This is a genomic window from Roseiflexus sp. RS-1 (assembly GCF_000016665.1).
GTDB lineage: Bacteria > Chloroflexota > Chloroflexia > Chloroflexales > Roseiflexaceae > Roseiflexus.
On record NC_009523.1, the window covers coordinates 2,393,435 to 2,418,805 of the forward strand.

Genomic DNA, 25,371 nt, shown 5'->3' on the forward strand with positions numbered 1-25,371 from the left:
AGCCGGGCATATAAATTGCCCGGCACGTTCGTTGCCCGCAGTCCCATTGAGCCTGAACCGGCTCCCGGATTGCCTGTCAGCCTTATCACCGCCTGGGGCTGCGGTATGCATGCATCAATCGCACGTTATTACGCAGCCTGGATGGTGATGCGGTGCGGTCGAGCATGCTCGACTTTCGGCAGCCGGATGGTCAGCACACCATCGTTGAGCGACGCCGAGATCTTGTCTGCGTCTACCGTCGCGGGTAGACGGACGCTCCGCTCGATCTTGCCGCTCGCGCGCTCCTGGATCAGATAGTGCGCATCCTTCGGCTGCTCAGCATGCACCTCACCACGAATGGTGAGCGTGTTCTGTTCGAGCTGGATATCGATCTTGTCGCTGGGAACACCCGGCATGAGCGCCGTCACCACGTATGCCTCATCAGTTTCGTAGAGGTCCAACGGAATGCGCGACGTTCCTGCCCAACCGCTGAAGAAGCTCCGTGGCATCACCCAGCTCTCGTTCAGCAGTTGCTCGACTGCGTCCGACAGCCGCAGCGCTTCAGCGAATGGCTCGAAACGAGTCAACGCGGTTGTCATTGGTCCTCACCTCCTTGTGGCATCTGGTGTTTTCGATTATGTATATTAGTGTCTCTACGTTAGAATTGTGTCAGAAAAACATTAGTGTTGCGTCAAACCTCATCGGTCTGCAACACCCACGTCACCCCTTCTTCCGCTGTGCTGAACACCCCGTCGAGCTGCGCTTCATAGGCGCGCCGCAGCAACGCTCCCAGGCGCGGTCCTGGCGCAACCCCCGCCGCAATCAGGTCACGCCCGCGCACCAGTGGCGCCGGGCGGCTCATCGCTGCGCCTTCCGCTTCGGCAACCGCCAGAAATGCCGCCGCTGGTCGATCCGGCGGACACGGCGGACGTCCAGAGGCGTCAGCTTCCACCAGGCGCTCCCACTGTTGCAGAGTCGCTGGCGCAAGACGATGCGCCAGCCGCCGCACAACGCGCGGTGTGGGTTGCACATTGAGATGCGCCAGATGTTCGCGCACCAGCGGCGTCACCCGGCGCTCGATCCAGTGCGGCGCGCCAATGCGCACCAGAAACGTCTGGGTCAACGACACGCCCGCTTCCGAATGCCCGATGCTACGCGGGATGCCATCGTCATCGATCACCGTGGTTGGCGGTTTTCCCAGGTCGTGGCACAGCGCCGCAACGATCAGTGTCAGGCGTTCATGACCATCGAGCGCATCGCGGTCGGCGATCCGCACCGCAGCATCACAGACGTGCAACGTGTGCGTCCACACATCCCCCTCAGGGTGGTAACGGGGATGCTGCGGGCATCCCTGGAGCGCGGCAAGTTCCGGGTAGAGCGCCAGCCATCCCGATTCGTCGAGTGCGCGCAACCCGGCAGATGGGAACACGCCGAGGAGCGCCCATTTCTGCCATTCCCGCCAGATGCGATCCGGCGGCAGACCGGCAGCCTGCGACAACAACGTGCGGCACAACGCAGCCGTCTCCGGCGCCAGACGCATGGCAAAGCGTGCAGCAAACTGCATCGCGCGCAACACTCGCAGCGGATCATCGCCGAATGCCTCGGAGGTGTGACGTAATACCCGCGCCTCGAGGTCCGCGCGACCGCCAAAATAGTCGATCAGATCGCCGGATGGCGTCAGCGCCAGCGCGTTGATCGTGAAATCGCGTCGCGCCAGCGCCTCGCGCGGCGTCAGTGATGGGTCGTAATCCGGCAACGCACCGGTCTCCTCATCAGGCAGCGGATGGCGTCGCGACGGCAACGCCACATCCACCTCATACTCATCGAGACGCATTTTCAGTACGCCGAATGATCGCCCAACGACATTGACGCGACCGAATGGCGCAAGCGCAGCGGCAAGCGTTTGCCCATCAACGCCATAGACCTCGATATCGATATCGGTCGGCGTGAGACCGAGCAACAGATCACGCACCGCTCCACCCACGAGCAGCGGATGCCCGCCGACGCGCATCATTGCAGCGAAGAGCGGATCGAGACGTTCAAGGAGAGCATACCAGGACGGCTGAAGCATAGAACTTCCATCTCCGCAACTTCTGTCGCCTGCTCAGAAGGTTCGTGTTGCATGGATGAAAGGTGCGCTGCACCCGCATCCACACCAGAGCAACCCGAACCAGAGAGACATTGTAGCACGGTACGTCTTGCCGCCCCCATCGGAACATGAGATGCTCGTACCAGAACGGTTACGCGGTATAATGGCGCCGGGTCGTTCCACGTCAGAGCGCCCACACGACTGATCGCTTCTTGAAATGGAGGTCGGAGATGGCGACGCAACCGGCCGAATATCTCTGGTGGCAGCGCGGGGTGATCTATCAGATCTATCCGCGATCATTCCAGGACAGTAATGGCGATGGGGTTGGCGATCTGCGCGGCATTCGCTCCCGACTCGATTATCTGGTCGATCTGGGAGTTGATGCAATCTGGCTCTCTCCTATCTTTCCTTCGCCCATGGCCGATTTCGGCTACGATGTGTCCGATTACTGCGATATTCATCCCCTCTTTGGCACACTCACCGACTTCGACACCCTGGTTGCCGATGCCCATCGACGAAATCTGAAGGTCATTCTCGACTTCGTGCCAAACCACACATCGGATCAACATCCCTGGTTCATCGAGTCGCGCAGTTCGCGTAGCAACCCCAAACGTGACTGGTACATCTGGCGCGACCCGGCGCCGGATGGCGGTCCGCCGAACAACTGGCTCTCCTATTTTGGCGGATCGGCGTGGGAGTATGATGCAACTACCGGTCAGTACTATCTCCACCTCTTCCTCAAGGAACAACCTGACCTGAACTGGCGCAATCCGCAGGTGCAGGCGGCAATGCTCGACGCCATGCGCTTCTGGCTCGACCGCGGCGTGGATGGATTTCGTGTCGATGTCATGTGGCTGATGATCAAGGACGATCAGTTCCGCGATAATCCTCCCAACCCTGCCTGGAAACCCGGCATGATGCCGCATATGAGACTGCTCGAAACCTACTCCGCCGACCAACCGGATGTTCACACCATTGTTGCGATGATGCGCCGGGTGCTCGATTCATACGATGAGCGGATGATGGTCGGTGAGATCTACCTGCCGTATGATCGCCTGATGCGCTATTACGGAACCCCCGAAGCGCCTGAAGCGCACCTGCCGTTCAACTTTGCACTCGTGCTGCTGCCATGGGATGCGCAAACCATCGCGCAGACGATTGCACTGTACGAAGCGCTGCTCCCACCTTTTGCCTGGCCCAACTGGGTGCTTGGGAATCATGATCAACCCCGCATTGCCAGCCGGGTCGGTGAGGCGCAGGCGCGCGTCGCTGCCATGCTGTTGCTGACGCTGCGCGGCACGCCGACGATCTACTACGGTGATGAGATCGGGATGCACAATGTGCCGATCCCGCCCGACCGCGTGCAGGACCCGTTTGAGAAGAATGTGCCAGGTGAAGGGCATGGCCGCGATCCGCAGCGCACGCCGATGCAATGGGATGCCAGCGAGTACGCCGGCTTCAGCAAAGTTCAACCCTGGCTGCCGGTCGCCGATGATTACCGGCAGCGCAATGTGGCGACACAGCGCAACGTGCCGCACTCCATGCTCTCGCTCTATCGCCGTTTGCTGGCGCTGCGCCGCTCCGAGCCAGCGCTGTCGATCGGTTCGTATCAGGCGGTGACGGTCGAGGGAGATGATGCCGCACGACAGTCGGTGCTGGCATTCATACGCGAAGCGGATGGCTGTCGCTTTCTGATCGCCCTCAACCTTGCATCGCATCCGGCGCGGATGAACCTTTCTGCCATCGGCGAAGGAACGATTGCACTCTCGACCCATCTCGACCGCGGCGGCATCACTGTCCGCGACTCTCTGGAACTGCGCGCAGATGAAGGGGTGGTTGTGGCGCTTGCGTCTTGATCACAATACGTTCACATTCGGTTATTGCACAGAACGGCAATCTGCGCGATAATACCCATGCGGAAGGTCCTGTCCCGGTATACGCCCGATCCCGCCCCGTTCCTGCGGTCCTCGGACGAATGACGACACTTCCCCTGTCTGGTACGCAATGGTGCTTAAGGTGTGTAAGGCTGTGCGTTACGTGTGGGCGCATGCCTGAGGAGACGACGGATGGCTGTGCAGGTCTGGATCGGTGAGAAACCAGAACACGCAAATGAGCGGCGCGCAATTATGGCGCTGGCGCGCGGTCTGGACCGTCTCGACGGTCTGTACCTGATCCTTGCCAATTTCAGCGTCGGCGGTCGAAACATCGACCTGGTCATTATCAAGCAAGACGGGATTTTCATCATCGAACTGAAGCATTGCGACGGCAAGGTCTTCGGCGATGTCAACGGTCCGTGGTTTGTCGAAGGCTCCAACGGCGAGCGCAAACGGTTGAACCCCGGGCGCAAGAATCCATACAACCAGGTCATTTCGTATTACTACAATCTGGTCAATTTTCTCAACGACCATCGCGCTGAATTGCTGTCGCCCCAGAAGGCGAAGACGGTCGATTTTCGCACCTGCCGTCGCCTGGTTGTGATTGCGCCGACGCTTCAGGAAGGCTCACGCGTCGAAACCGACTGGAAGGTCGATCTCAAAGGGCTTGATGAGTTGCCCGCCTACCTGGTGACCGAGCGTTCGAGCGAAATCGACCTCACCGATGAGGAGATGCTCCGCATCCCGGAACTGCTCCACCTCACGCGCTGGGCGGAGATCAATACGTTGCTCAAAGGCGTGCTCCCGCGCCTCGATGAACCGACCGTTGTCGTGGAACGTCCGGCGTCGCCGGAACATCCTGTGATCGATGTTCCGCCAACCGAACAGGCGCGAACATTAACTGCTGATCCTGAAGCGCAACAGGTATCGACGCCAGCACCTCCAACGTCCAATCGGCGCCTGGCATCTCTCTGGCAATCCTGGACTGGTCGTGTCGCGCTGGCATCAGGACTGGTCATCCTTGCGCTGATCGGCATCCTGTTCAGCCAGGGGCGTTCCGCTCCCCGTCCGGATCAATCGGCGCAGAGCCTGGTGGTTTCGACCAGCCTTCCTGCCGGTGGCGCCGACGCCGGCGCCATTTCGCCGGTCAGTACCTGTGTCTGGAGCGGGTTCCAACCGGTCGGACGGCGCATGATCAACGGGGTCTGGGAGAATGTCGGCGTCGGCGGCAACGCGCCTGGACTATCCCCCGATGTGGTGGTAACCCTCGAAGAGGTTGAGTTCTGCAACGGCAAAATGACGCTGCGCTGGAGCCTGCGGAACAACCTGAGCGACCAGAGCATTGTGTTGCCGCTGACAGCGGAGAACATCGAGGTGCGCGACTCGGTCGGAACGCGCTACCTGGTGGCGGATGACCTCTCTCAACCGCGCGAACTGCGCGCCCCCCCCGGCGAAAGAGTGCGAGGAAGCGCTATCATTGATCGCCCTGTCAATTTGAATGCTTCCACCCTGGTGGTTGTACTGAAGAAACTTCCCTTCGGCGAAACGACCTGGCTGGTGCCGACGCCGGGAACGGGGTGAGTCAGGGACGCGTGTTTCCACTCAGCCGCTAAGAATGGTATCAACCCAACATTGCTGTTTGCGCCTGCTGACCTTTTTTCCCGTCGTAGCCGCGCTCTCCGCCTGCTTCGGTCGTTGTGACTGATCAGGAGTCCAGGGCGCTGATGGACGGCTCTGGGTCGCGATCCAGCGCGTGTCGCGCCAGTTGACGCAGCGTATCATCGATTTTGACCAATGTTCCATCGCGATTCCATTTGTCGAAATAGTACCGAACCGAACTCATCGGCGGAAAATCTTTCGGAAGCATGCGCCACTGGCAGCCCGTGCGATGTTTGTACAGCAGCGCGTTGACGATCGCGCGGCGATCGATTTCGGTCGGGCGGCCGCCGTTGGACGACGGGGTGACGACCAACGGTGCGATAGCGGCCCACTGTTCATCGGTCAGATCGGTTGCATACTTCGTTGGATAGGATCGAAGCGCACGTCGTGGCATACGAGATTGCTCCTCATCAGAACGGCATGGTCACCATCATGATACCACAAACCCGAGTTTCTGATCGCCCTCTCAGAACGGCATGGTCACCATCATGATACCACAAATCCGGGTTTCTGATCGCCCTCTAATGGTTGACGCACTATCGGTTGCCAGTTCAGCGCTGGCAGCGCCGCCGAACGGCGCTTTGGGAAATGTCGCTGCTCTGTCTGGAGATCAGCACGCAAGGAGTACACACGGGCAGGCACTGTGATCTGGACTGGTGGGCGGAGGCGGCGCCTTCGCCTGCCCCAGGGCTGTTTCCGCACGTGCGCAGCGGCGCCTACACCCGTGGTGAACGCCCGGTAAGCCGGGTGAATGCCTGATACCCCAACCAGCGGAACGGCTCCGGCGGTATGGGTGGGTAACGCCGCTCATAGAACGGCAACCACCGCCATCGGCTGTCATCCCCGCCGTACAGGTCGGCAATGAACTCACCGGCAAGATTCGCCAGTGTAATCCCGTGACCAGAGTACCCCAGCGCGTAGTAGATATTCCGGTATTCGCCGCACCGACCCCACAGCGGTTGACGGTTCAGCGTGATCCCCAGAACCCCGCTCCAGCGGCAGGCGATGGGCAGCGCCGACGCCGCCGGAAAATATTCCAACAGCGTTTGCCGGATCGCTTCCTGAGCGCGACGGGCAATACCGCTCTGCATCGGGAAGCGGGTACGATTGTTGAACAGATAAGCATACGCCTGGTTACTGCCGCCGCCAAACACCAGGTGACCTGTACACGTCAGCGATCCATACGAAATGCGATCACGATCATCAGCAAACCCGGCAAACGAGCGCCATCCCAGTTCCTCCCGTTGAGCCGGGGTGAGCGGCGCCGTGGCAAACACGCTTGAATGCAGCGGGAACAGCGCATCGCGGAACAACCCCAACTTGCTGGTGTAGCCATTTGTCGCCAGCACCACCGCCTGTGACCGCACCTCGCCGCGTGGCGTCGTCAGATGGATCTCTCGACCGACCCGGAGACGAAGCACCGGCGTCTGCTCATAGATCGCAACGCCGCGCTCCTCCAGAATTGGACGCAATCCGCGCACAAACTGCGCTCCGTTGATCTGCCCGGTATCCGGCTCGAACGTCGCCCCATACACGCCGCGAGCGTTGAACTGTGGCGCCAGTTCATTGCGGTACAGGAACTGCACCGGAATGCCCAACCCGCGCAGATATTCCCCTTCGGCGTGCGCAGCTTCGGCGCGTTCAGGGCTGGTATGCAGCGTCAATGTGCCATCGAAACGATGATCGACCGGGAGACGGTGACGTTCAATCAGGGTGCGGATGGCGCACAACCCGGCGCTCGTCAACCCATAAACCTTGCGGGTCAGGTCGGGATCGCTCGTGTCGATCCCGTTGATCCAGTTCAGCGCCAGACCGCCGTTCCGTCCACTGGCGCCATTCGCCAGCGATGTCGCTTCGAGCAGGACAATGCGCCGTTGGGGAAAGCGCTGTGCGATATGATACGCGGTGCTGACGCCGGTGAACCCGCCGCCAATAATGGCAAGGTCGGCAGTGATGGAACCTTCGAGCGATGGACGTGGTCGATAGTCCGACGTCCCGGCATGCCAGATAGACTGAGTATCATCAAACTCCAGGCGCTCAGGCAAAAGCCGCTCCATCACGGGCCAGGCTGTGGATGCCAGTGCGGCAGCGCCTTCCAGCGCACGCGCTGTGAACGAGTTTTGGATCGAAGCCATACTGGATGTGCGGTGCAATCAAATGATCCATAGGGTAGGATGAGAGACGAGTTCTGTCAAATCCACGACTGAATGGCTGGTAATACCCTGGTGACATCCGTTGGATATACTCACAACACGTCGCGCGCATGTGACCCTGACACGAACACATTATCTTGTGGCGCCGTCACGTTGCAGCAGTGTTTCCGTCAACCAGCCATGTATGCTCTCAGGAGGAAACAGAAGTGTCGTGGAGTCTGACCCGCAAAACCGCCGTGCTGGCAGTCGGGTATCTCATTATTCTGGGGGTTCTGGCGATTGATCTGATCTTCACGGTGATCGAAATCCAGAACGTCGCCAATGATCTGAACCAGGCGATCATAGATGATGTTCAGACAGTTGCAGCAATCAATCTCGCCGCACAACAATTCCTGACCGAGTCCTACTCATATCTGCAAACCCGCCATCCTGCAGAGTACGAGGAGAGCGCCGAACTGCTCAAGCAACTGGAAGAGGCGACGGCGCGGATGCGCACTTCAGAACATATCTCCAGCCTTGTCCTGGCAGATATCGACCAACAGCATGCGTCGATTGCAGACGAGGCTGAAGCGCTCCTGCGCGCGGCGCAGCGCCTGTACAATCGGCTGCCGTCTGAAACCGACGCGCTGACCGATACGCAGCGCGAGGCGTTTTACGCAGAGATTGAACTGGTCGAGGAGCAGCGCGAGGCATTCACAGATCAGGCGAACGCGCATTTCGCAGGCATGGGCGATGTCGCCCGGCAGTACATTGCAAATGATGTTACACTCACATTCGCGGATGTTGTGCTGGCGCTGATGGCAATGGTTGCGCTGACCGCCGGCGCGCTCTGGCTGATCGAGCGCCGCATTGTGCGTCCCCTGCGCTCGATTACAAACGTGGCAAGTCGCCTGGCGGAGGGTCGTCTGGATGGCGAACTGCCAGTCACGAGCAATGACGAGATCGGCATGCTGCAACAGACGTTCAACCGTATGGCAGCAACAGTCCAGCAGCAAGCCAGTGATCTCGAGTTGCACTACCGGCAGGTGACGCAGGCGCGCGATGCGCTCGAAATAGCGCACCGACAGGCTGTCGAGCAACTGACGATTATTCAGCAGCAGCAGGAAGCCATTCGCGAATTGAGCGTCCCTGTGCTGCCGGTAAGCCATGATACCCTGGTGATGCCGCTGGTCGGTGCACTCGATAGCACCCGCCTGCTCCAGGTTCAGGAGCAGGCGCTGGAACGCATCGCAGCGACCCGCGCCCGTCGCCTGCTGCTCGACATCACCGGCGTACCGGTGGTGGACAGTCATGTGGCGCAAGGACTGATCCGCGTCGTTCAGGCGGCGCGCCTGCTTGGATCAGACGTCACCCTGATCGGCATTCGTTCCGAGGTGGCGCAGTCCATCGTCGGACTGGGAATAAGCCTGAGTAGTATTCGAACCTGCAGCGATTTGCAGAGCGCACTGGCGCAAAAAGGAGGAGGCTCGTGATCCGTCTGACACAACGACAGATCCATCATGGAACCTTTGGATTACTCAATGGATTGGGGTTGTTCACTCTTACTGTCGCCCTCTTTCCGGAACCGCAGTGGCTCACCATCATCCCAATCGTTGCAGGTCTGGCGTTCGGCGGCGGTCTGTGGTTCGCCTACTGGCGCGGATGGGAACCTGCCCGTCCATTGCTCATCGTTTTTCTCACCCTGGTCGTGGCGCTTGGCATGAATGAGCAGTTCCTTGAGTCGCGCTTCAATCATGTCATCTACACCATCCCAGCGCTGGCATTGGTGCTGACCGGTCCGGTCTGGGTTGCCAGCAGTGCGCTGGCGCTGCTCGCCGCCTTCGCCATTCGCACAGGCGGCGGTCCCTATCTCAATCCCTTCGAGTTGGTGACGTTTACGTTGATTATCGGCGGAATGATCTTCAGTCGCCTGTCGATCGATAACGCTCAGCGCCTGGAAGCGGCAAAGCGTGAGGCGGAAGAAGCGCGCGCTCGCGCCGAGCAGCGCGAACGCGACCTTGCGGCGCAGGCGGAGGAACTGGCACAGCGCAACGCCGAACAGCAGCGACTCCTCGAACTCGTCTCGGTGCTGGAAACGCCAACCATCGCGCTGGCAGAAGGAGTGCTGCTGGCGCCAATTGTCGGCGCGCTCGACACCCGCCGCGCGCAGGCGCTCACTGCGCGGCTGCTCAACGACGCCAGCGCCCAACGAGCGCAACGGGTCATTCTCGACATCAGCGGCGTGACGGCTGTCGACACTCAGGTGGCGCAGGCGCTCATCCAGACTGCCCGGGCGCTGAGTTTGCTCGGCTGTCAGGTGACGCTCACCGGCATCTCGGCGACCGTGGCTATGACCCTGACCCATCTGGGGGTGGCGCTGGAAAGCATCCACACCGTGCGTTCGCCGCAGGAGGCGCTGACGCAGACTCAGTGATAGCACAGGTGAGGTCAAGACATGCCCGCTTTTCATCTCATACAATGCTTCCGCAATCTCTTCACTGTCCAGACCACGCCGCCAATCAGTCCATACTGGCGCACTGGTCTCTGGGGCGGGGTAGGATTGTTTGCCAGCTTGATCTATGTCCTGTTCCCATGACCAGCGTTGCTGGCGCGACTGCCAGATGGTCTTTGAGGAAATAATCCGCCATAGCCCGCGCAGGCGGGCTTTGCATTCCATAGCCGAGGGCTTATGGTCTTTGAATAAATAATCCGGTATAGCCCGCGCAGGCGGGCTTCGCCTTGGCTAGCCGAGGGCTTCAGCCCCACGGCTAGCGCAGGATAGCGGATTTAATTTTCAATCTCCATCAGCCCCATGGCAAGGGTGCATACCGGATGTATTTCTCAATCTCCAGATGGCAGCGTAGCCATAACCGCAATGCTGCTACGCGTTGTGCAAGTCGCGCTGGTGGGCGCCTGGATCGCCTGGCGACAGCCCTGGCGCGCCACCTCGCCAGCGCAACAGCGATTGGGGCATCTGGTGATGGTGATGGTCGCCGTGCTGCTCTTTCCGGCAGGAGCAACACTGTTTTTGCAGTCGAATTCGACAGCGTTCAACTGATGTGGTGCTTCAATCATCGATAGTGCTCCTCTATCAAGCCGATAAAGCGACGGTCGTTCCATCCCCGATACCTCGTCATCGGTCTTTGGTCACACCGGCTGCACGCCGGGTTTCTGGCGGCGTGCAACGGTGTATTCGTGGCCCCGCGTCACCAGGAGGATGATCACCAATACCTGGGCCACTACAAACGCCGGCACAGCAAAGGTCGGAATGAACCAGATCGGTCCGAGCGCGTAGTTTGCGGCAATGTTGAAGCTGATACCCAGCGTAAAGGCAGAAAGAAAGTCAAGCAGACCGATGATGCTGAACAACCACACGAGGATGAGGGCGCCGCGCCAGCCCCGCCGCAACGCGAAGAGGCTGACAAGCGCCAGTGTCACCGCGAGCAGGTCGCCGTAGGCGCCTGGAGCCGCAAACCCTTCAGGCAACGCCGTGCCGACGACACCCGGAAGGAGGAAGGTGGCGCCCATTGTTCGCAATACCTGAAACAGCAACAGTGGCGTTAGCGCCGCTACGAGCGGTAGTTGCTTCAGTCGTGGCTGGATATGCCAGCGAGCGACCAGGCTGTAGAGCAACAGATTCACGACGACCTGCATTCCGAAGATGAGTGTTGCGAACATGGCATGTTCCTTTCGTGAGATGAGCTGAGAGAACGATACGCTATCTTCTGGTCAAACCCGACCTGCCGCAATCATGGCTGATGGTCTTTGAAGAAATAATCCGCTATAGCCCGCGCAGGCGGGCTTCGCATTCCATAGCCGAGGGCTTCAGCCCGATGGCTAGCGCGGGATAGCGGATTTAATTTTCAATCTCCATTAGCTCAGTCGCCAGGATGTTGCGCGGTCGAGGGCGTTGCACGCCCGTCCTCACACGACAGGCTCGTAGTCCGAGGCGCCCTCCTTGCGAGCTGGCACGACTACCTGCGGCAGTCCGGCGCTGATCGCGCTCACCACCAATCCACCCGCGAGCATCAAGCCGAAGATCGGCGCGAAGGACACGGCTGTCAGCACCCCGTCGCCCAGCAACAGCACGGTCAGCGCGACCCCGAGCACACTGGCGAACTGGCGCAGGGCCTGCACCACGCTGCTGCCGGTCGCGAGTTGCGCCAGGGACAGTCCCTGCACGGCCGCGCCGCTCAACAGCGGGATGATCAGGGCGACGCCCAGGCCAGTGAGCACCATTGCTGGCAGCCAGCGGACAAGAAACTGCGGCGTCGGACCAGCCCCAATGAGCAGCACCAGGGCGCCAGCGGCGTAGAGCAGGCCGCCGACGACCAGCAGGCGCCGATGTCCCCAGCGGCTTGCGAGCCGCCCCGCCAGCGGCGCCCCGAGGACTACCATGAGCGGTCCCGGGGTGATCGCCAGCCCGGCCTGGACGAGGCTAAAGCCCCAAATCCGGGTCAGGAAGAACACCGAGCCGAAGAACATTGCGGTGAAGGCTACGCCGAACAACGTGTTGGCCAGATTCGCCCGGCGGAACGGGCCGCTTGCGAATAGCGCGAGATCCAGCACCGGGACGGCCACCCGCTGCGCACGACGTAGAAAGCCGCCCAGCACCGTGGCCCCGACGGCCAGCATGGCGAGCACTGCTGGCGATGACCAACCCCAGGCTTCGCTCTGCACCAGCCCGCCAGTCAGTAGACCGACACCGACGATGAGCAGGGTCACCCCCAACCCGTCAGGCCAGGCAGTGGTCGGCTCGCGCCATTCCGCCAGCACACGCCACCCAACCACGAGCGCCAGCAGCCCGATTGGCAGGTTGAGAAAAAAGATCCCCGACCAGCCGACCGTCTGTACGATCAGCGCGCCAAGGGGTGGCCCGGCCACGACTGCCAGGGCGCCAACTGCGCCATTGAGCGCCACCGCGAGGGTCCGTCGCTCTGGTGGGAAGGCGGCAAGCGTGAGGGCCAGCGCAGCTGGCGAGAGGAGCGCCCCACCTGCCGCCTGCGCCATTCGCAGCGCGACCAGCCACCCCGGTGACAGCGCCAGTCCGCACAGGACTGAGGCCGTCGTGAACAGCGTCACACCGAGCAGAAAGGTCCGGCGGCGTCCGATTCGGTCGGCAAGACGCCCGGCAGGAACCAACAGTGCGCCGTAGATGATCGTGTAGGCGTTGAGCACCCAGGAGAGCGCGGTGGCAGAGACGGCGGGGAAACTGCGTTCGATGTCCGGGAAGGCCACCACCAGCACCAGACTATCAAGCAACACGGCGAAGACTGCCAGGCTGGTGACGGTAAGCACATGCCAGGGTGAGCGGGCGGTTAATGGCGTTGCCACAAGCGACTCCTTCCTGGCGCACACAATGGTGCGCCCTGCGAGAGACCGATCGGTCGCAAATTGAGCCAAAAAAAGGGCGGCTGCTCAGCACGCGCGAACGGACTGCTCGATATAACTGCACAGGTGGTTCGCAGCCTGCTCCAGTGGCGCAGCATCACGCAACAGGCGGGCGAGCATCACGGCGCCCTCCAGCGTAGCGATCATGAGGAGAGCGAGGGCATCGCCGTCGATCTCGGGCCGGATCTCGCCGCGCGCGATGCCCTGGGCGACAGTGGTGCGGATCAGGCTGCGCCACTCGTCGATCACCGCCGCCGCCCGCTGTGCCAGCGCAGGATTGGTGTCGTCGCTGTCGATAGCGGTGTTGAGGATGGGACAGCCGCCGACCACGGGCGGGTTGTGGGCATAGCCGCGAAAAACTTCCACGAACCCCAGCAAGGTCGCCACTGCGGTCGGACTCCCAGCCAGACTGGCGGCGATGCGCTGACGCACCTGCCCGGCGGCATAGTCGAACGCAGCCAGGGCGAGTGCATCCTTGCCGCTGAAGTGGCGGTAGATGCCACCCTTTTCCAGGCCAGTAGCGCGCATGATATCGCTGATTGCCGTCCCTGCATAGCCATCGACGTTGAAGATCTCTGCTGCCCGAGCGATGATTCGCTCACGTGTTTCTGTGCCTTTACCCATATGCATGCCTCATTAGAGACCGATTGGTCTCAAATCTATCACACTCGTGGCTGCCTGTCAAGATGTCAGAATGCCAGTTCAGGGCTTCTTAAGGTTCTCATTTTCGATGCTGATAGTTATTACCGCCTCCATCGAGAAGAGATCGAGCAACAGATCGTTGAGAACGAGGCGGCGTAACAGATGGCGCGCTTATACGCCAATGAGCATTTTCCCCTTCCAGCCGTTGAGGAAGTGCGACGGTCGGGACATGATGTGCTAACCAGCTACGAGAGCGGTCGGGCGGGGCAGGCAGTCTCCGATGAAGATGTGCTGGCGTTTGCTGGAGCGGAAGAGTGCATCGTGATCACGCTCAATCGCAAACATAAGGCTATGGGCTGCCAGGCGAGGGAGTCGTCGGCCGCAGTGTCAACGGCGGCAGCCGCTGCGCCCGGAACGTGATCGCCGCGTTGGATGATGCCTCACCGTGCGCGATCTGCTGGTCAAATAGGGCTACAGACCCGGGGATTTTGGCTACAAACCTGGCTGCATGAACGACCAGACGCGAGATCGCAGGATCTCGCGTCTGGCTTTCTTATGCGCTGAACTGTGGCGCCCCCGGCGCGACTCGAACGCACGACACGCGGTTTAGGAAACCGCTGCTCTATCCACTGAGCTACGGGGGCATCATCTTTCTGCTCACGATTATACCGGATTGGACGGTTTGCTGCAAACCGGCATGACCGCGCCTGCCTGCACATCGAATGGAAACACTCTGTACGATCATTGATCGTAGATCAACGATTTCGATCCTTTTTCGCAATCAGAGCGACTCACTTCTTGCGCGCGCGGCGTGATACAAATATCTCGCCGGGTGTGTACCATACGTTTGAGCATTGCATTGCACCAGGAAGAAGATACGCGATGTCACACTACCTCAATATGCTCCGGCAACAGCGCCGACGCTCCACCGGGATCGAGTTTACCGCGCGCACGCTCCTGGCAATCCTGGCATTCGTTGCCATGGGCGGCTCTGCCGTCTACTGGTGGGGCGTGCAGTCGCAACTCACCGACAACCGGATCGTCGCCGTCGCCTTCACCGCCATTCTGGTCCTCGCGCCACCGAGCCTCGTCTCGTTCCTCATCCCCTGGTCGCCTGCCGGGATGCTGCTCCAGAAAGTCAACGCCCGCACCTGGGCGTTCCCGGTCATCATCGGCTGCGCGCTCTACCTCCTCTACTACGCCTTTCAGCTCCAGTGGGCCTGGTGGGCGGCGCAACCGGTCGTCGCCGAGACCAACCTGGTCTACCAGCAGGTGCTGATCGGCATGATCGGCTTCATCATCATTCCCGCCCTGCTGTGGACGCCGGTCTCGTCGGACGAACTGGTCGAGCAGGTGCGGCAGGCGCATCTGGTGAAGCGCTATGAGTTGCAGACGCAGGCGGATATTGCGATCCTGCGCGCGACGCTGCTGCGGGCGCAGGAGAAGGCGCTGATCGGGTTCGCCAATCTGACGGTGCAGGAGCGCGAGGAGCTGGCGGCGGTGATGCAGTCGCTGGTAAGCGGGATCGACCGCACGCTGAAGGAGATCGGGCAGACGGTGAAGACCGTCTCCGGTGTGGCGCTGCCGTTCGATAGCATGCTCGACGATAACGAGGATATTCGCGATATTCTTGATTATATCGGCGACACCCTGCAAACCGGCGTTTTGGAGGATACGACGCAGGACCACAAGGAAGCGCAGCAACGCGGCAGCGCACACGAACGTGAAGAAGCGTTGCCGCGCAGCGTGCGCGAGCGCAGGCAGCGGTAGGAGGCAACCGTGGCAGTGCGCAGCAAATCGCTTGGTCCTACACCGCAGCGCTCGACGCGACAGCGCAAACCTGCTGTTCCGCCGCGCCGACCCTTTGCCCCCTACCCGATTGTCGAACCGCCAGCGCGCAGCGGCATCGGCGCGCCCGCCGGGCTGATGATGATCCTCTTCGGGCTGCCGCTCTGGGCGCTCGGCGCGAAATACACCCTCGACGGCGTGGTGATCGGGATCAATATGCTGGCGGCGTTCCTCGAATTGCCCGCCCGCGTTCCTGCGCCCACCGGCTGGTGGAACCTGCTGCTCATTCCGATCGGGCTGCTCTTTTCGTATGTCGAATCGAGTGTGCGCCTGAACCTGTTCGGCGGTCCTGCCCAACTCCTGGCGTTGCTTATCCTGCTCGCCCTGACCCACGGCATTGATATCTACACTACCTACCTGGGCATCTCTTCCCTCGCGGCGCAATCGACCGGCATCGGGCAGGTCCTCAACCTGTTCTGGTGGAGTCCCTACGTTGCCGCAGTGGTGCTGACCTACCTCCCCGAACTCCTCATTCGCGGCGGATGGTCGCTGCTGACGGAATAGCGCATATTGAAAGGGTTTTTTGCCCGCCGGACAGAGCGCGATCCCGAATGGCATCAGTAGTATAATGAAGAACAGACCGATCAGCGAGTCGCCTGACCATGGGGGCAGATCCATGCGCGTTCACCGATTTCACATGTGTGTGACGACGCTGAAGGCATTGCTTCAGACGTATCTCGATATGCCTCACTGTTGATTGAAGCGCGTGAACGTGTCGTGGTTGCCCTATGCGTCTGCCACATGGCGATCAGGCAATAGTTGAGATGGTGAAGCTTCAGGAGTATTGCCTGAGTCCGACCCATCCTCGAGGACGTCACAAGGCGCGTGTGTTTGCAGCCGTGTTGGGCATCACTGCCGACAACGCTGAGATTCTGCGAGATGCCTTGCTCCGTGCAGCTCTCGCAGGGGACGCGATCCTCACCAGTCAGGACGCCTTCGGACAGCGCTATGTCATTGACTTTCAGATGCAAGGTCCACGAGGAACCGCAATCGTTCGCAGTGCGTGGATTGTGCGAACCGGCGAACATATTCCACGGCTTACAAGCTGTTACGTGCGCTAAGGGAGGCGGACGCGATGAATGATACGCCAAAACTGTTCGATGTTGTCGCCCTGCTCGAAGATATTCCAGACTATCGCCTCAGCCGCGGTCAGGTCGGCACGATCGTCGAGGAGCTGGCGCCGCACGTTTTTGAGGTGGAGTTCAGCGACGATAACGGTCGAACATACGCACTGCTCGCGCTGCGCTCAGATCAGTTTATCGTCCTGCATTACGAACCGAAACTGGCAGCATGAAGCGATCAGGATCAATATGCTGGCGGCGTTCCTGGAACTGCCTGCCCGTGTTCCTGCGCCCACCGGCAAAAAGGACGCGCCTCACCGCTGACATTCCGGGCAATAGTGCGTTCCGCGCTGCGCGACGACCGTTTTGATGATCGTTGCGCCGCAGCGCGGACACGGTTGTCCCTCACGGTCATAGGCGTTGAAGTGATCCTGGTTCGTGCCGCGCGTTCCGTATGAGTTACGGTAGTCGCGCAACGTGCTGCCGCCGTTGGTCAGCGCCTGCCGCAGCGCCGCGCGAATGCCATCGTGGAGCGCCGCAACTTCGTCGGCGCTCAGGTCGGATGCCGGGCGCAATGGATGGATGCGGGCGCGCCACAGCGCTTCATCGGCGTAAATGTTGCCAATTCCCGCAATCACCGCCTGGTCCAGCAACAGCGGCTTGATCGCCCGTTTCCGCCCGCGCAGCAGCTCCGCCAGGCGCTCGACGGTGAATGCGTTGGATAGCGGCTCATCGCCGTGCGCCGCATCGAGCGCCGCCCGACCATCCGCATCCAGCAATCGTGCACGCCCGAACTTGCGCGGGTCGCGGAAGAAAACCTGGCGACCATCATCGAGGCGGAGCACCAGGTGCGTGTGCTTATCGGGAGGTGCGTCCGCAGGTTGGACCGTCAGACTGCCGGACATGCGCAGGTGCAACGCCAGCGTCCAGCCGCCATCAAGAAAGAGCAGAATCCACTTGGCGCGACGCCCCCACCCATGCACCTGACGACCGGCGAGCAGCGTGATGAACTCATCGGGCGAGGGGGTCTCGACCATGCGGGTCCAGTCGAGCCGTTCCACACGCACGATCCGCGCACCGACGATCTGCACTCCCAGGCTATCGGCAGCAAGTTGAACTTCGGGTAACTCGGGCATAGCCGCTATTATAGCAAGTGCGAACCCGCATGCTACAATACATTCCGCTATGAACCATCTCATATCGCTCAACCGGATCGCGATCCTTGCGCTTGTCGCATGCGTGGCGCTGTTCCTTTTCGCGCAACCCCAACCCCTGGTGCTGTCGCGCTGGTCGCCGGTCAGTCCATCAGTGCCGACAATCGGCGCTGTTGCCGTGCCGGTTGCGGACGTATCGCCGTTGAACATCGTAGTGAACGACGGACTCTACATTGACGAACGTGATCGACTCGATCAGGATGCACGCCGCGCCTATGCGTATGTCGCTGCGCGATTCGGCAGCGAACTGATGAGTCCGCTCACCGTCGCATTCATCCAGGATGCCGGATGCGCCCTGAGCGGCATTGCCTATACTGATATTCGTCGGGTTCAGGTTTTCACCTGCAATGCTATCGGGCGCGAACGGGCGATTGCCATTCTGGCGCACGAATATGTGCATCAACTCCAGCAGGACCGGTATGGGTCGCGGCATCTGAGCGCCGATCTGATCCTGTCTGAGGGCATGGCAACCTGGGGAGCGGGGGTCTACTGGCTTGGCGAATACCCCGATTTTTGCAGATATGTGCGCGCTCAGCGGACGAACGGTATCTCCCATCCCCTGGCAACCCACTACGCCGGGCGTGGCGTTGCACTGATGAACGCGCTCTACTACCAGTGGGCAAGTTTTGTTGAGTTCCTCATCGACCGGTATGGGCGTGAACGTCTGGACGCCGTGTACGTTACCGGCGCAGGAACGCCCGGATCGGCAGATTATCGCGCAGTGTACGGAAAAGACCTGGCAACGCTGGAACAGGAATGGATCGCCTGGCTGGAAGCCGCTCCTTGAACGTTGTCCGTTGCCCGGTTCTCAGTGTGGCGCAGGAAACAGGTGATGCAGGTAAAGCCGAACAGCGGTTCGATCTATTGGCGAGGTTTCATCGCGCTGATACGCTTTCTCTGGCGTCTTTGCCTGGCATTCGTGAAATTGACGATCGTGGCGACCATCCTGACGGCGCTGGCGGTCTTCGTCGTCTACCGGCACTACAGCCGCGATCTGCCCGATCCGGCGCAGATCGGGCGACACCGCCCGGCGGAAACGGGGTATATCTATGCGCGTGATGGAACACTGCTCTACGAACTGATCGATCCGCTGAGCGGCAGACGCACCGTTGTGCCGTTCGAGCGTATTCCGCGCATCCTGATCGACGCGACTGTCGCCGTTGAAGATGCCGGTTTCTGGACCAACCCCGGCGTCGATCTGCGCGGCATTCTGCGCGCGTTGATCCTCAACTACCAGGCGGGCGAAGTGGTCAGCGGCGGTTCAACGATCACTCAGCAACTGGTGCGAAACGTCCTGCTCTCGCCCGATGAGCGCGACGACCTCTCGCTCGACCGGAAACTGCGCGAAGCCATCCTGGCAATCGAAGTATCCCGTCGCTACAGTAAAGAACAGATCCTTGGCGTGTACCTGAACGAAGTCTACTATGGCAATCAGGCATACGGCATCGAAGCTGCGGCGCAGTCCTATTTCGGCAAACACGTCTGGGAACTCTCAGCAGGCGAAGCCACTCTGCTCGCCGGTCTTCCCCAATCGCCAACAACCCTCAATCCGCTGCACAATTTCGCCGGAGCGAAGCAGCGTCAGCGCACCACCCTCGATCTGATGGTCAAATACGGCTATCTGACTGCAACAGAGGCGCAGGAGATCTTCGAAGAGCCGCTACGTTTCGCCCCGATTGCCAGAGACATCACGGCGCCGCACTTTGTGTTTTACGTCATCCGGTTGCTCGAAGAGCGTTACGGACCGGAGACGCTCTACCGCAGCGGATTGCGTGTCGTGACGACGCTCGACCCGCAGTGGCAGGCGGAAGCGGAACGCATCGCCCGGCAATGGATCCGCGAAGGTGGACCGGGATATACGCCCCTGCGTGATCGGAACGCAACCAATGCCGGTGTGGTGATGCTCACGCCCGACGCGCAGATCATTGCGATGGTCGGCAGTATCGATTACAACGATCCAACCATCGACGGGCAGGTGAATGTCACCCTCGCGCCGCGTCAACCGGGTTCTGCGCTCAAGCCGGTGGTGTATGCCGCTGCGCTCCAGCGGGGATGGACGCCAGCGACGATCATCTGGGATACGCCGGTGACATACCCTGCTGGCGATGGAACTGTCTACGCGCCACGCAACTACGACAACGCCTTCCACGGTCCGCAACGCCTGCGTATGGCGCTGGCAAACTCCCTCAACATTCCGGCAGTCCGAACCCTCGAATATGTCGGCATCGAGAACTTCGTATCGCTTGCCCACCGCATGGGAATCACCACCCTGAACGACCCGCAGCGTTACGGTTTGCCGCTGGCGCTCGGCGCTGGCGAGGTGCGCCTGCTCGACCTGACGGCAGTGTACAATACCCTTCGCAACGGCGGACGTTATCGCCCGCCAGCAGCGATCCTGAAGATCACGAATGCGCGCGGTGAAACTCTCGAAACCCTGAACGACACCCCCGGTCGTCAGACCCTCGGCGAACGCGGTGAACAGATCGCCTATCTGATCACCGACATCCTCAGCGACAATGCCGCGCGCCGGTCCATGTTCGGGCGAAACAATGTGATGGAACTCCGCGACGGGCGACCGGCTGCGGTCAAGACCGGCACCAGCAATGAGTGGCGCGACTCCTGGACGGTCGGATACACGCCCGACATTACGATAGGCGTGTGGGTGGGCAACAACGACAACGCACCGATGCAGGAAGTTGCTGGCTCGAACGGCGCCGGGGTCATCTGGCGCGCTCTGATGGAACGCTACCACGAAGGGCGCCCTATCCTGACATTCGAGCCGCCAGATGGGATCAGCGAAGTGGTGATCTGCGCCGACACCGGCGCACTCGCGGATGAGCATTGCCCGCGACCGATCAGCGAGCGATTCATTGCTGGCACTGAGCCGCGCACCAGTGATGTGACCATCCTGACCGTTCGCGTCTCCGATGACGGCGCCTGTCTGGCGGCATCGTACACCCCACCGGAGCGTGTCCGCCAGGTCACATTCGTTGTTTATCCGCTGGCATTCCGGGACTGGGCGGAGTCACATGGCATTCCCCAACCGCCACAGCGCTACTGCCCGCCGCCGGAAGCCTCAACCGGGCGTGAAGGAGGGATCATCGCACGAATCACCCAACCGATCACTAACACGACCGTGCACGGACCGCTGGTGTATGTGCGGGGCGCCGCTCTCGGCGTCTATGCACTTGAGATCGCACCCGGTCGCAGCCCCCAGGGAGGCTGGCGCACGATTGCCCGCGGCGAGGCGATCCAGGAAGGTATGCTGGGCATCTGGCAGACAGGCGACGACGCGCCGGGAGAATATACACTGCGTCTGCGCGTGACGACCCGCGAGGGGATTCTGCTCGAACAACACGTGTGGGTGCGGCTGGAAGGAGAAGCAGGAAGCGGGAACTGAGCGATAGATGTCCTGTCACTGCTCACCTTCCGCCTTCCACCTGCAACTGCCAGATTTCCAGCCGATTCTTACCCGCCTGCTTCGCACAGAGCAGCGCCTCATCCGCCCGTGCGACCAGTGTATCGATGCTCATCCCATCAAACGGCTCAGCATACACTGCCATGCCAAAACTGGACGTCATCCTCGCCACCCCCTGACCGGTTGCAATCGTTGTCTGGCTCCACAGCAGGCGCACACGCTCGACAACCTGCACGCCGCCGTTTTCGTCCGTCTCCGGCAACAGCAGAATGAATTCCTCACCGCCATAGCGCGCCACCAGATCGATAGAGCGCAATTCGCGGCGTAACAGATCGCTGAACGCCCGCAGCGCCCGATCACCAACCGGATGACCGAAGTCATCGTTGATCCGTTTGAAATCGTCAAGATCGGCAATGATCACCACCAGCGGCGAGTGGTGACGGTGCGCGCGTTCGAGTTCGCGCCGCGCCGCACTCAGAAAATATCGCCGGTTGTACAGCCCCGTAAGCGGATCGGTGATCGCCAGATACTGCACTTCTTCAAACAGACGGGCATTTTTGATCGCAACCGTCGCCTGTTGCGCGAACATGCTGAGCAACCGGATATCATCTGCGGTGAAGATTCGCTTGAGATCGCCGTCTCCCGCGCTCATCGCGCCGATCAGTTCATCGCCCGCCAGCAGCGGAACCGCCAGGACATTCGCCGTTGACTCCGCCTCGCACTGGAGCGAACGCTCACTCCACGCGCGATAGTCGCACACAACGACCGGCTGGCGCGTAAGCGCCGCCTTGCCCATCGCCCCCTCCCCCAACGCCAGGCGCACACCGGCATAGTCGTAGTCCATGTTAACGCTCACATGGACAATGAGATGATTCTGCTGCGCGTCGTACAACGCCAGCGCACCGTGCGCGGCGCGTATCAGAGTCAGCATCCGCGTTACGATCGCCCGTAACACATCATCGAGATTCAGATTGCCGGTAATATCGCCCATGATGCTGTACAGCGCATCGAGTTGCTGCACGCGCTGCCACAACCGCTCATACAGCCGCGCGCGCTCAATGGCGACATGGATATGTTCCGCCAGTTCCGTCATCAAACGCAGGTCATCTTCGGTGAGCACAACGCCGTTAATGCTTTCAACGTTGAGCGCTCCGATAACCCTGTCATCTTCCCAGAGCGGCACGCAAATTTCGGACACCACCCCTTCAATTGCGCCAAGAAAATCGCTGTCGGCGCTCACATCGGCAATCAGCGCCGGTCGTTCGCTCAGGATGGTGCGGCTGATAATCCCTTTTCCGAACGGAATGCGCTCTGGAATGTGCGAATACCCGACCTGATGTTGCAGTACCAGTTCATCGTGTTCACGCAGATAAATGCAGACCTGCGTGTAGCCGAAGGTTCTGGCGATTGCCTCGACCACCGAATAAAAGATGACCGACAGATCGATCGCCCGCGCCAGCACCGAACGCACCTGTCCGAGCAGTCGCAACTCCTGCGCCTGCCGCTTCGTGACCGTGTACAGATCGTGCAGATGCTGCGCGCTCGCGCGCAGTTCCGCCTCGATGCGCTGTCGCTCAGCAATTTCTCGCTGCGCTGCGGTGTACAATTGCGCATTATCAATCGCAATCGCCGCGAGATCGGCGAAGCGGGCGAGGAGTGCCGCGATGGTATGAAAATCGAAGGGGTTCGCTGCATCATACGCCACTCCCAGCACCCCGATCACGTCCCCGCGCGACTTCAGCGGCGCTGCAATCACTGCCCCAAAATCAATCATCTCCAACCGCTCGATGCGCCCTTCCCACGACCGGTAATCCTCCACCATCATCGGCTCGCCTGATTGCCAGACGCGCCCGGAAACCCCCTCGCCCGGAGCAATCACACTGCCGCGATTCAACGCAAACCGGCCAATGCCGACTTTCATCTCCATCAGTTCGGCATCCGCCAGGCGAAGATGGATATAGCCGTGCTCCGTTCCCGCCAGACGCGCGGCATGCTCAACGATCGCCTCCAGCACATCGTTGAGTTCCAGACGATTCATGATCGCCAGCGTCGTTTCGTGGAACGCGGTAAAATAATCGGAGACAGCTGGAGAAACGTAAGGTGGAAAAGAAGCGAAAGATCGGGCATGGTGAAGTTGCCGCTCGAGTTCCCGAATACGTGTTCGTAGTGCGTCGTTCTCAGATTGAAGGTGTTCAGATTCGTTCATGCGGGCGAGCGCTGTTCGCAGGTTGTGTTCGTGCGGGTCATTGCCAGCGAAATAAATCAACAAATCCCTGTTAAGACATTTTATCAGGCTTGCCTCGCCGCCGCATTACCATACGGTTGCAATAACATTTCCTGCGCATCATACGACGACGCGCTTCGACCGTTGTTGACAACCGTGCGCTCCATTCGTACCATGCGACTACACGTTGAAGCGTTCAGAACCATCCAGGCGCAGGCGCCGATTGGAAACAGACGATGAACGACCCGATTATTCTCTATAATGGTCCTGTCTACACGCTCAACCCGGCGCAACCGCGCGCACAGGCGGTCGCGGTGCGCGATGGGCGCATTATTGCAGTCGGCAGCGAGGGCAAGGTACGCGCTGCCGTGACCGGACGCGCCGAGGGGATTAACCTCAATGGTCGCGCGCTTATTCCCGCGTTGACCGATGCCCACGTTCACCTGGTCGCCCATGCTCTGGCGCGTCGCAACATTGCGCTCGACGACGCAGCGACGCTCGATGAGGCGCTGCAACGGATCGACGCTGCGGCGCAACACCTCCCCGAAGGCGCCTGGGTGCGCGGACGCGGGTGGGACCACTCGCGCTGGGGGCGCTGGCCCACTGCGGCGCACCTCGATGCGGTCATCGGAGACCGACCGGCGTATTTCTCGCGCAAGGACGGTCATTCCGCCTGGGTTAGCAGCGCGGCGCTGCGCCTGGCAGGCATCACCGGTGATACCCCCGATCCGCCCGGCGGCGCCATCCAGCGCGAGCACGGCGAACCAACCGGCATCCTGCTGGAAACGGCGATAGATCTGGTGCATCGTCATATTCCTGAGCCGGAGCAGGACGAGCGCCTGGCGGCAGTCCGCGAAGCGATCACCGAAGCCCATTCCTACGGTATGGTCGGCATGCACCTGCCAGCCAGCATGACCCCCGGCGATGGCGCCCAGACCCTCAGCGACGTGCAAACCCTGCGCGAACACGATCACCTGCACCTGCGCTGCCTGGTCTATTTCGGTCTCGATGAACTCGATGCGGCGCTGGCGCTCGGCATACGCAGCGGACTGGGCGATCGCTGGGTCCGGATCGGCGGCGTCAAGATCTTCGCCGATGGATCGCTTGGATCGCAGACGGCAGAGATGCTTGCGCCCTATGAAGGCAGCAGCAATCGCGGCATTGCCGTCCTGTCGTTCGATGACCTGCGCGACGCTGTTCGCCGCTCGATCCACGGCGGTCTGGCAGTGATGATTCACGCCATCGGCGATGCCGCCAACCGCAAGGTGCTCGATGCCATCGAAGCGGCGCTGCCCGGCGCTCCGGCGCTCCGCATTCCCAATCGCATCGAGCATTGCCAGGTGGTGCATCCCAACGATCTGCCGCGTTTCGCCCGTCTGGGCGTCATTGCTTCGATGCAGCCGATCCACTGCACCACCGATATGGCGATGGCAGAACAACTCTGGGGACGGCGCTGCGCGTATGCGTATGCCTGGCGCGCTTTGCTCAACGCTGGCGCAACGCTTGCATTTGGATCCGATGCGCCGGTCGAATCGCTCAATCCCTGGCTCAGCATCCATGCCGCCGTGACCCGGCAGCGACTGGACGGTGAACCTGCTGGCGGATGGTATCCAGAACAGCGGTTGACCGTTGAGGAGGCGCTGCGTGGCTTTTGCTCAGGAAGCGCAACCGCAGCCGGGACTGCCCATGAGCAGGGTATGATTGCACCCGGTATGCTTGCCGATCTCGCCGTCCTGTCCGCCGATCCGTTCAAGATCGACCCATCAGCGTTGCATACGGTGCGCGCCGATATGACCATGCTCGAGGGTCGAATCGTCTGGGAAGGCTAACGTCTGGTTGC

The 25,371-nt window shown here is 60.9% G+C and carries 22 protein-coding genes and 1 tRNA gene; 13 read left to right on the top strand and 10 right to left on the bottom strand.

Features of this window, described 5'->3' with window-relative positions:
- Nucleotides 1-128: 128 nt before the first annotated feature.
- Nucleotides 129-578, bottom strand: a complete 450-nt coding sequence (locus ROSERS_RS09995; protein ID WP_011956664.1) for an Hsp20/alpha crystallin family protein — start codon at nt 576-578, stop codon at nt 129-131.
- 92 nt (nt 579-670) lie between these two features.
- Entirely contained in the window at nt 671-2,050 is a 1,380-nt protein-coding gene (locus ROSERS_RS10000; protein WP_011956665.1) for a CCA tRNA nucleotidyltransferase, read from the bottom strand.
- Nucleotides 2,051-2,298: 248 nt separating this feature from the next.
- On the opposite strand from ROSERS_RS10000, the gene ROSERS_RS10005 reads away from it, so the two are divergent.
- Nucleotides 2,299-3,924 (top strand): alpha-amylase family glycosyl hydrolase, encoded by a 1,626-nt coding sequence (locus ROSERS_RS10005; protein WP_011956666.1) that lies wholly within the window; start codon nt 2,299-2,301, stop codon nt 3,922-3,924.
- Between the two features lie 210 nt (nt 3,925-4,134).
- Nucleotides 4,135-5,523 (top strand): nuclease-related domain-containing protein, encoded by a 1,389-nt coding sequence (locus ROSERS_RS10010; protein ID WP_011956667.1) that lies wholly within the window; start codon nt 4,135-4,137, stop codon nt 5,521-5,523.
- 124 nt (nt 5,524-5,647) lie between these two features.
- Here ROSERS_RS10010 and ROSERS_RS10015 read toward each other — a convergent pair whose 3' ends face one another.
- Nucleotides 5,648-5,995 (bottom strand): transposase, encoded by a 348-nt coding sequence (locus ROSERS_RS10015; protein ID WP_041335105.1) that lies wholly within the window; start codon nt 5,993-5,995, stop codon nt 5,648-5,650.
- Nucleotides 5,996-6,317: 322 nt separating this feature from the next.
- Entirely contained in the window at nt 6,318-7,736 is a 1,419-nt protein-coding gene (locus ROSERS_RS10020; RefSeq protein ID WP_011956668.1) for an NAD(P)/FAD-dependent oxidoreductase, read from the bottom strand.
- Nucleotides 7,737-7,960: 224 nt separating this feature from the next.
- Here ROSERS_RS10020 and ROSERS_RS10025 point away from each other — a divergent pair, with 224 nt between their 5' ends.
- From ROSERS_RS10025 to ROSERS_RS10035, 3 genes are all read left to right on the top strand, one after another.
- Nucleotides 7,961-9,226, top strand: a complete 1,266-nt coding sequence (locus ROSERS_RS10025; protein WP_011956669.1) for a HAMP domain-containing protein — start codon at nt 7,961-7,963, stop codon at nt 9,224-9,226.
- Entirely contained in the window at nt 9,223-10,167 is a 945-nt protein-coding gene (locus tag ROSERS_RS10030; RefSeq protein ID WP_011956670.1) for an STAS domain-containing protein, read from the top strand. Before ROSERS_RS10025 ends, ROSERS_RS10030 begins: the two co-directional genes overlap by 4 nt.
- Before the next feature lie 441 nt (nt 10,168-10,608).
- On the top strand, nt 10,609-10,791 hold the full coding sequence (locus ROSERS_RS10035) for a hypothetical protein (protein ID WP_041333434.1): 183 nt from the start codon (nt 10,609-10,611) through the stop codon (nt 10,789-10,791).
- Between the two features lie 89 nt (nt 10,792-10,880).
- Here the strand turns inward: ROSERS_RS10035 and ROSERS_RS10040 are convergent, their stop codons facing one another.
- From ROSERS_RS10040 to ROSERS_RS10050, 3 genes are all read right to left on the bottom strand, one after another.
- Entirely contained in the window at nt 10,881-11,411 is a 531-nt protein-coding gene (locus ROSERS_RS10040) for a hypothetical protein (RefSeq protein WP_011956672.1), read from the bottom strand.
- Between the two features lie 246 nt (nt 11,412-11,657).
- A complete protein-coding gene (locus tag ROSERS_RS10045) occupies nt 11,658-13,067 on the bottom strand; it encodes an MFS transporter (protein ID WP_049767500.1) in 1,410 nt (469 codons plus the stop codon).
- Nucleotides 13,068-13,151: 84 nt separating this feature from the next.
- Nucleotides 13,152-13,748, bottom strand: a complete 597-nt coding sequence (locus tag ROSERS_RS10050; RefSeq protein ID WP_011956674.1) for a TetR/AcrR family transcriptional regulator — start codon at nt 13,746-13,748, stop codon at nt 13,152-13,154.
- A gap of 180 nt (nt 13,749-13,928) precedes the next feature.
- On the opposite strand from ROSERS_RS10050, the gene ROSERS_RS10055 reads away from it, so the two are divergent.
- On the top strand, nt 13,929-14,186 hold the full coding sequence (locus tag ROSERS_RS10055; protein ID WP_011956675.1) for a DUF5615 family PIN-like protein: 258 nt from the start codon (nt 13,929-13,931) through the stop codon (nt 14,184-14,186).
- Between the two features lie 148 nt (nt 14,187-14,334).
- On the opposite strand, the gene ROSERS_RS10060 is transcribed toward ROSERS_RS10055, so the two are convergent.
- A tRNA-Arg gene (locus ROSERS_RS10060) sits at nt 14,335-14,410 on the bottom strand.
- A gap of 238 nt (nt 14,411-14,648) precedes the next feature.
- Here ROSERS_RS10060 and ROSERS_RS10065 point away from each other — a divergent pair.
- The 4 genes from ROSERS_RS10065 to ROSERS_RS10080 all read left to right on the top strand — a co-directional run bounded on the left by ROSERS_RS10065 (nt 14,649) and on the right by ROSERS_RS10080 (nt 16,908).
- Nucleotides 14,649-15,536, top strand: a complete 888-nt coding sequence (locus ROSERS_RS10065; RefSeq protein WP_011956676.1) for a hypothetical protein — start codon at nt 14,649-14,651, stop codon at nt 15,534-15,536.
- Nucleotides 15,537-15,545: 9 nt separating this feature from the next.
- Entirely contained in the window at nt 15,546-16,118 is a 573-nt protein-coding gene (locus tag ROSERS_RS10070; protein WP_011956677.1) for a hypothetical protein, read from the top strand.
- A gap of 224 nt (nt 16,119-16,342) precedes the next feature.
- Complete coding sequence (locus ROSERS_RS27375; protein ID WP_011956678.1) at nt 16,343-16,675, top strand: DUF6883 domain-containing protein; 333 nt, start codon at nt 16,343-16,345, stop codon at nt 16,673-16,675.
- A 14-nt stretch (nt 16,676-16,689) separates the two neighbouring features.
- Nucleotides 16,690-16,908, top strand: coding sequence for a DUF4926 domain-containing protein (locus tag ROSERS_RS10080; protein WP_011956679.1), 219 nt, complete (start codon nt 16,690-16,692; stop codon nt 16,906-16,908).
- 81 nt (nt 16,909-16,989) lie between these two features.
- On the opposite strand, the gene mutM is transcribed toward ROSERS_RS10080, so the two are convergent.
- Nucleotides 16,990-17,811: a bifunctional DNA-formamidopyrimidine glycosylase/DNA-(apurinic or apyrimidinic site) lyase gene (gene mutM / locus ROSERS_RS10085; RefSeq protein WP_011956680.1), complete on the bottom strand. Its 822-nt coding sequence runs from the start codon at nt 17,809-17,811 to the stop codon at nt 16,990-16,992.
- A 49-nt stretch (nt 17,812-17,860) separates the two neighbouring features.
- Here mutM and ROSERS_RS10090 point away from each other — a divergent pair, with 49 nt between their 5' ends.
- Both ROSERS_RS10090 and ROSERS_RS10095 read left to right on the top strand, forming a co-directional pair.
- Entirely contained in the window at nt 17,861-18,676 is an 816-nt protein-coding gene (locus tag ROSERS_RS10090) for a hypothetical protein (protein ID WP_011956681.1), read from the top strand.
- 45 nt (nt 18,677-18,721) lie between these two features.
- Nucleotides 18,722-21,289 (top strand): transglycosylase domain-containing protein, encoded by a 2,568-nt coding sequence (locus ROSERS_RS10095; RefSeq protein WP_011956682.1) that lies wholly within the window; start codon nt 18,722-18,724, stop codon nt 21,287-21,289.
- 22 nt (nt 21,290-21,311) lie between these two features.
- On the opposite strand, the gene ROSERS_RS10100 is transcribed toward ROSERS_RS10095, so the two are convergent.
- Nucleotides 21,312-23,345: a GAF domain-containing protein gene (locus tag ROSERS_RS10100; protein WP_232282812.1), complete on the bottom strand. Its 2,034-nt coding sequence runs from the start codon at nt 23,343-23,345 to the stop codon at nt 21,312-21,314.
- A 422-nt stretch (nt 23,346-23,767) separates the two neighbouring features.
- On the opposite strand from ROSERS_RS10100, the gene ROSERS_RS10105 reads away from it, so the two are divergent.
- Nucleotides 23,768-25,360 (top strand): amidohydrolase, encoded by a 1,593-nt coding sequence (locus tag ROSERS_RS10105; RefSeq protein ID WP_011956684.1) that lies wholly within the window; start codon nt 23,768-23,770, stop codon nt 25,358-25,360.
- Nucleotides 25,361-25,371 lie beyond the last annotated feature (11 nt).

Excerpts from the sequence above, each read along its gene's own strand:
- ROSERS_RS09995 (WP_011956664.1), bottom strand. The coding sequence starts at position 578 with ATGACAACCGCGTTGACTCGTTTCGAGCCATTCGCTGAAGCGCTGCGG.
- ROSERS_RS10000 (WP_011956665.1), bottom strand. The coding sequence starts at position 2,050 with ATGCTTCAGCCGTCCTGGTATGCTCTCCTTGAACGTCTCGATCCGCTC.
- ROSERS_RS10005 (WP_011956666.1), top strand. The coding sequence starts at position 2,299 with ATGGCGACGCAACCGGCCGAATATCTCTGGTGGCAGCGCGGGGTGATC.
- ROSERS_RS10010 (WP_011956667.1), top strand. The coding sequence starts at position 4,135 with ATGGCTGTGCAGGTCTGGATCGGTGAGAAACCAGAACACGCAAATGAG.
- ROSERS_RS10015 (WP_041335105.1), bottom strand. The coding sequence starts at position 5,995 with ATGCCACGACGTGCGCTTCGATCCTATCCAACGAAGTATGCAACCGAT.
- ROSERS_RS10020 (WP_011956668.1), bottom strand. The coding sequence starts at position 7,736 with ATGGCTTCGATCCAAAACTCGTTCACAGCGCGTGCGCTGGAAGGCGCT.
- ROSERS_RS10035 (WP_041333434.1), top strand. The coding sequence starts at position 10,609 with ATGCTGCTACGCGTTGTGCAAGTCGCGCTGGTGGGCGCCTGGATCGCC.
- ROSERS_RS10040 (WP_011956672.1), bottom strand. The coding sequence starts at position 11,411 with ATGTTCGCAACACTCATCTTCGGAATGCAGGTCGTCGTGAATCTGTTG.
- ROSERS_RS10050 (WP_011956674.1), bottom strand. The coding sequence starts at position 13,748 with ATGGGTAAAGGCACAGAAACACGTGAGCGAATCATCGCTCGGGCAGCA.
- ROSERS_RS10055 (WP_011956675.1), top strand. The coding sequence starts at position 13,929 with ATGGCGCGCTTATACGCCAATGAGCATTTTCCCCTTCCAGCCGTTGAG.
- ROSERS_RS10065 (WP_011956676.1), top strand. The coding sequence starts at position 14,649 with ATGTCACACTACCTCAATATGCTCCGGCAACAGCGCCGACGCTCCACC.
- ROSERS_RS27375 (WP_011956678.1), top strand. The coding sequence starts at position 16,343 with ATGCGTCTGCCACATGGCGATCAGGCAATAGTTGAGATGGTGAAGCTT.
- ROSERS_RS10080 (WP_011956679.1), top strand. The coding sequence starts at position 16,690 with ATGAATGATACGCCAAAACTGTTCGATGTTGTCGCCCTGCTCGAAGAT.
- mutM (WP_011956680.1), bottom strand. The coding sequence starts at position 17,811 with ATGCCCGAGTTACCCGAAGTTCAACTTGCTGCCGATAGCCTGGGAGTG.
- ROSERS_RS10090 (WP_011956681.1), top strand. The coding sequence starts at position 17,861 with ATGAACCATCTCATATCGCTCAACCGGATCGCGATCCTTGCGCTTGTC.
- ROSERS_RS10095 (WP_011956682.1), top strand. The coding sequence starts at position 18,722 with ATGCAGGTAAAGCCGAACAGCGGTTCGATCTATTGGCGAGGTTTCATC.
- ROSERS_RS10100 (WP_232282812.1), bottom strand. The coding sequence starts at position 23,345 with ATGAATCGTCTGGAACTCAACGATGTGCTGGAGGCGATCGTTGAGCAT.
- ROSERS_RS10105 (WP_011956684.1), top strand. The coding sequence starts at position 23,768 with ATGAACGACCCGATTATTCTCTATAATGGTCCTGTCTACACGCTCAAC.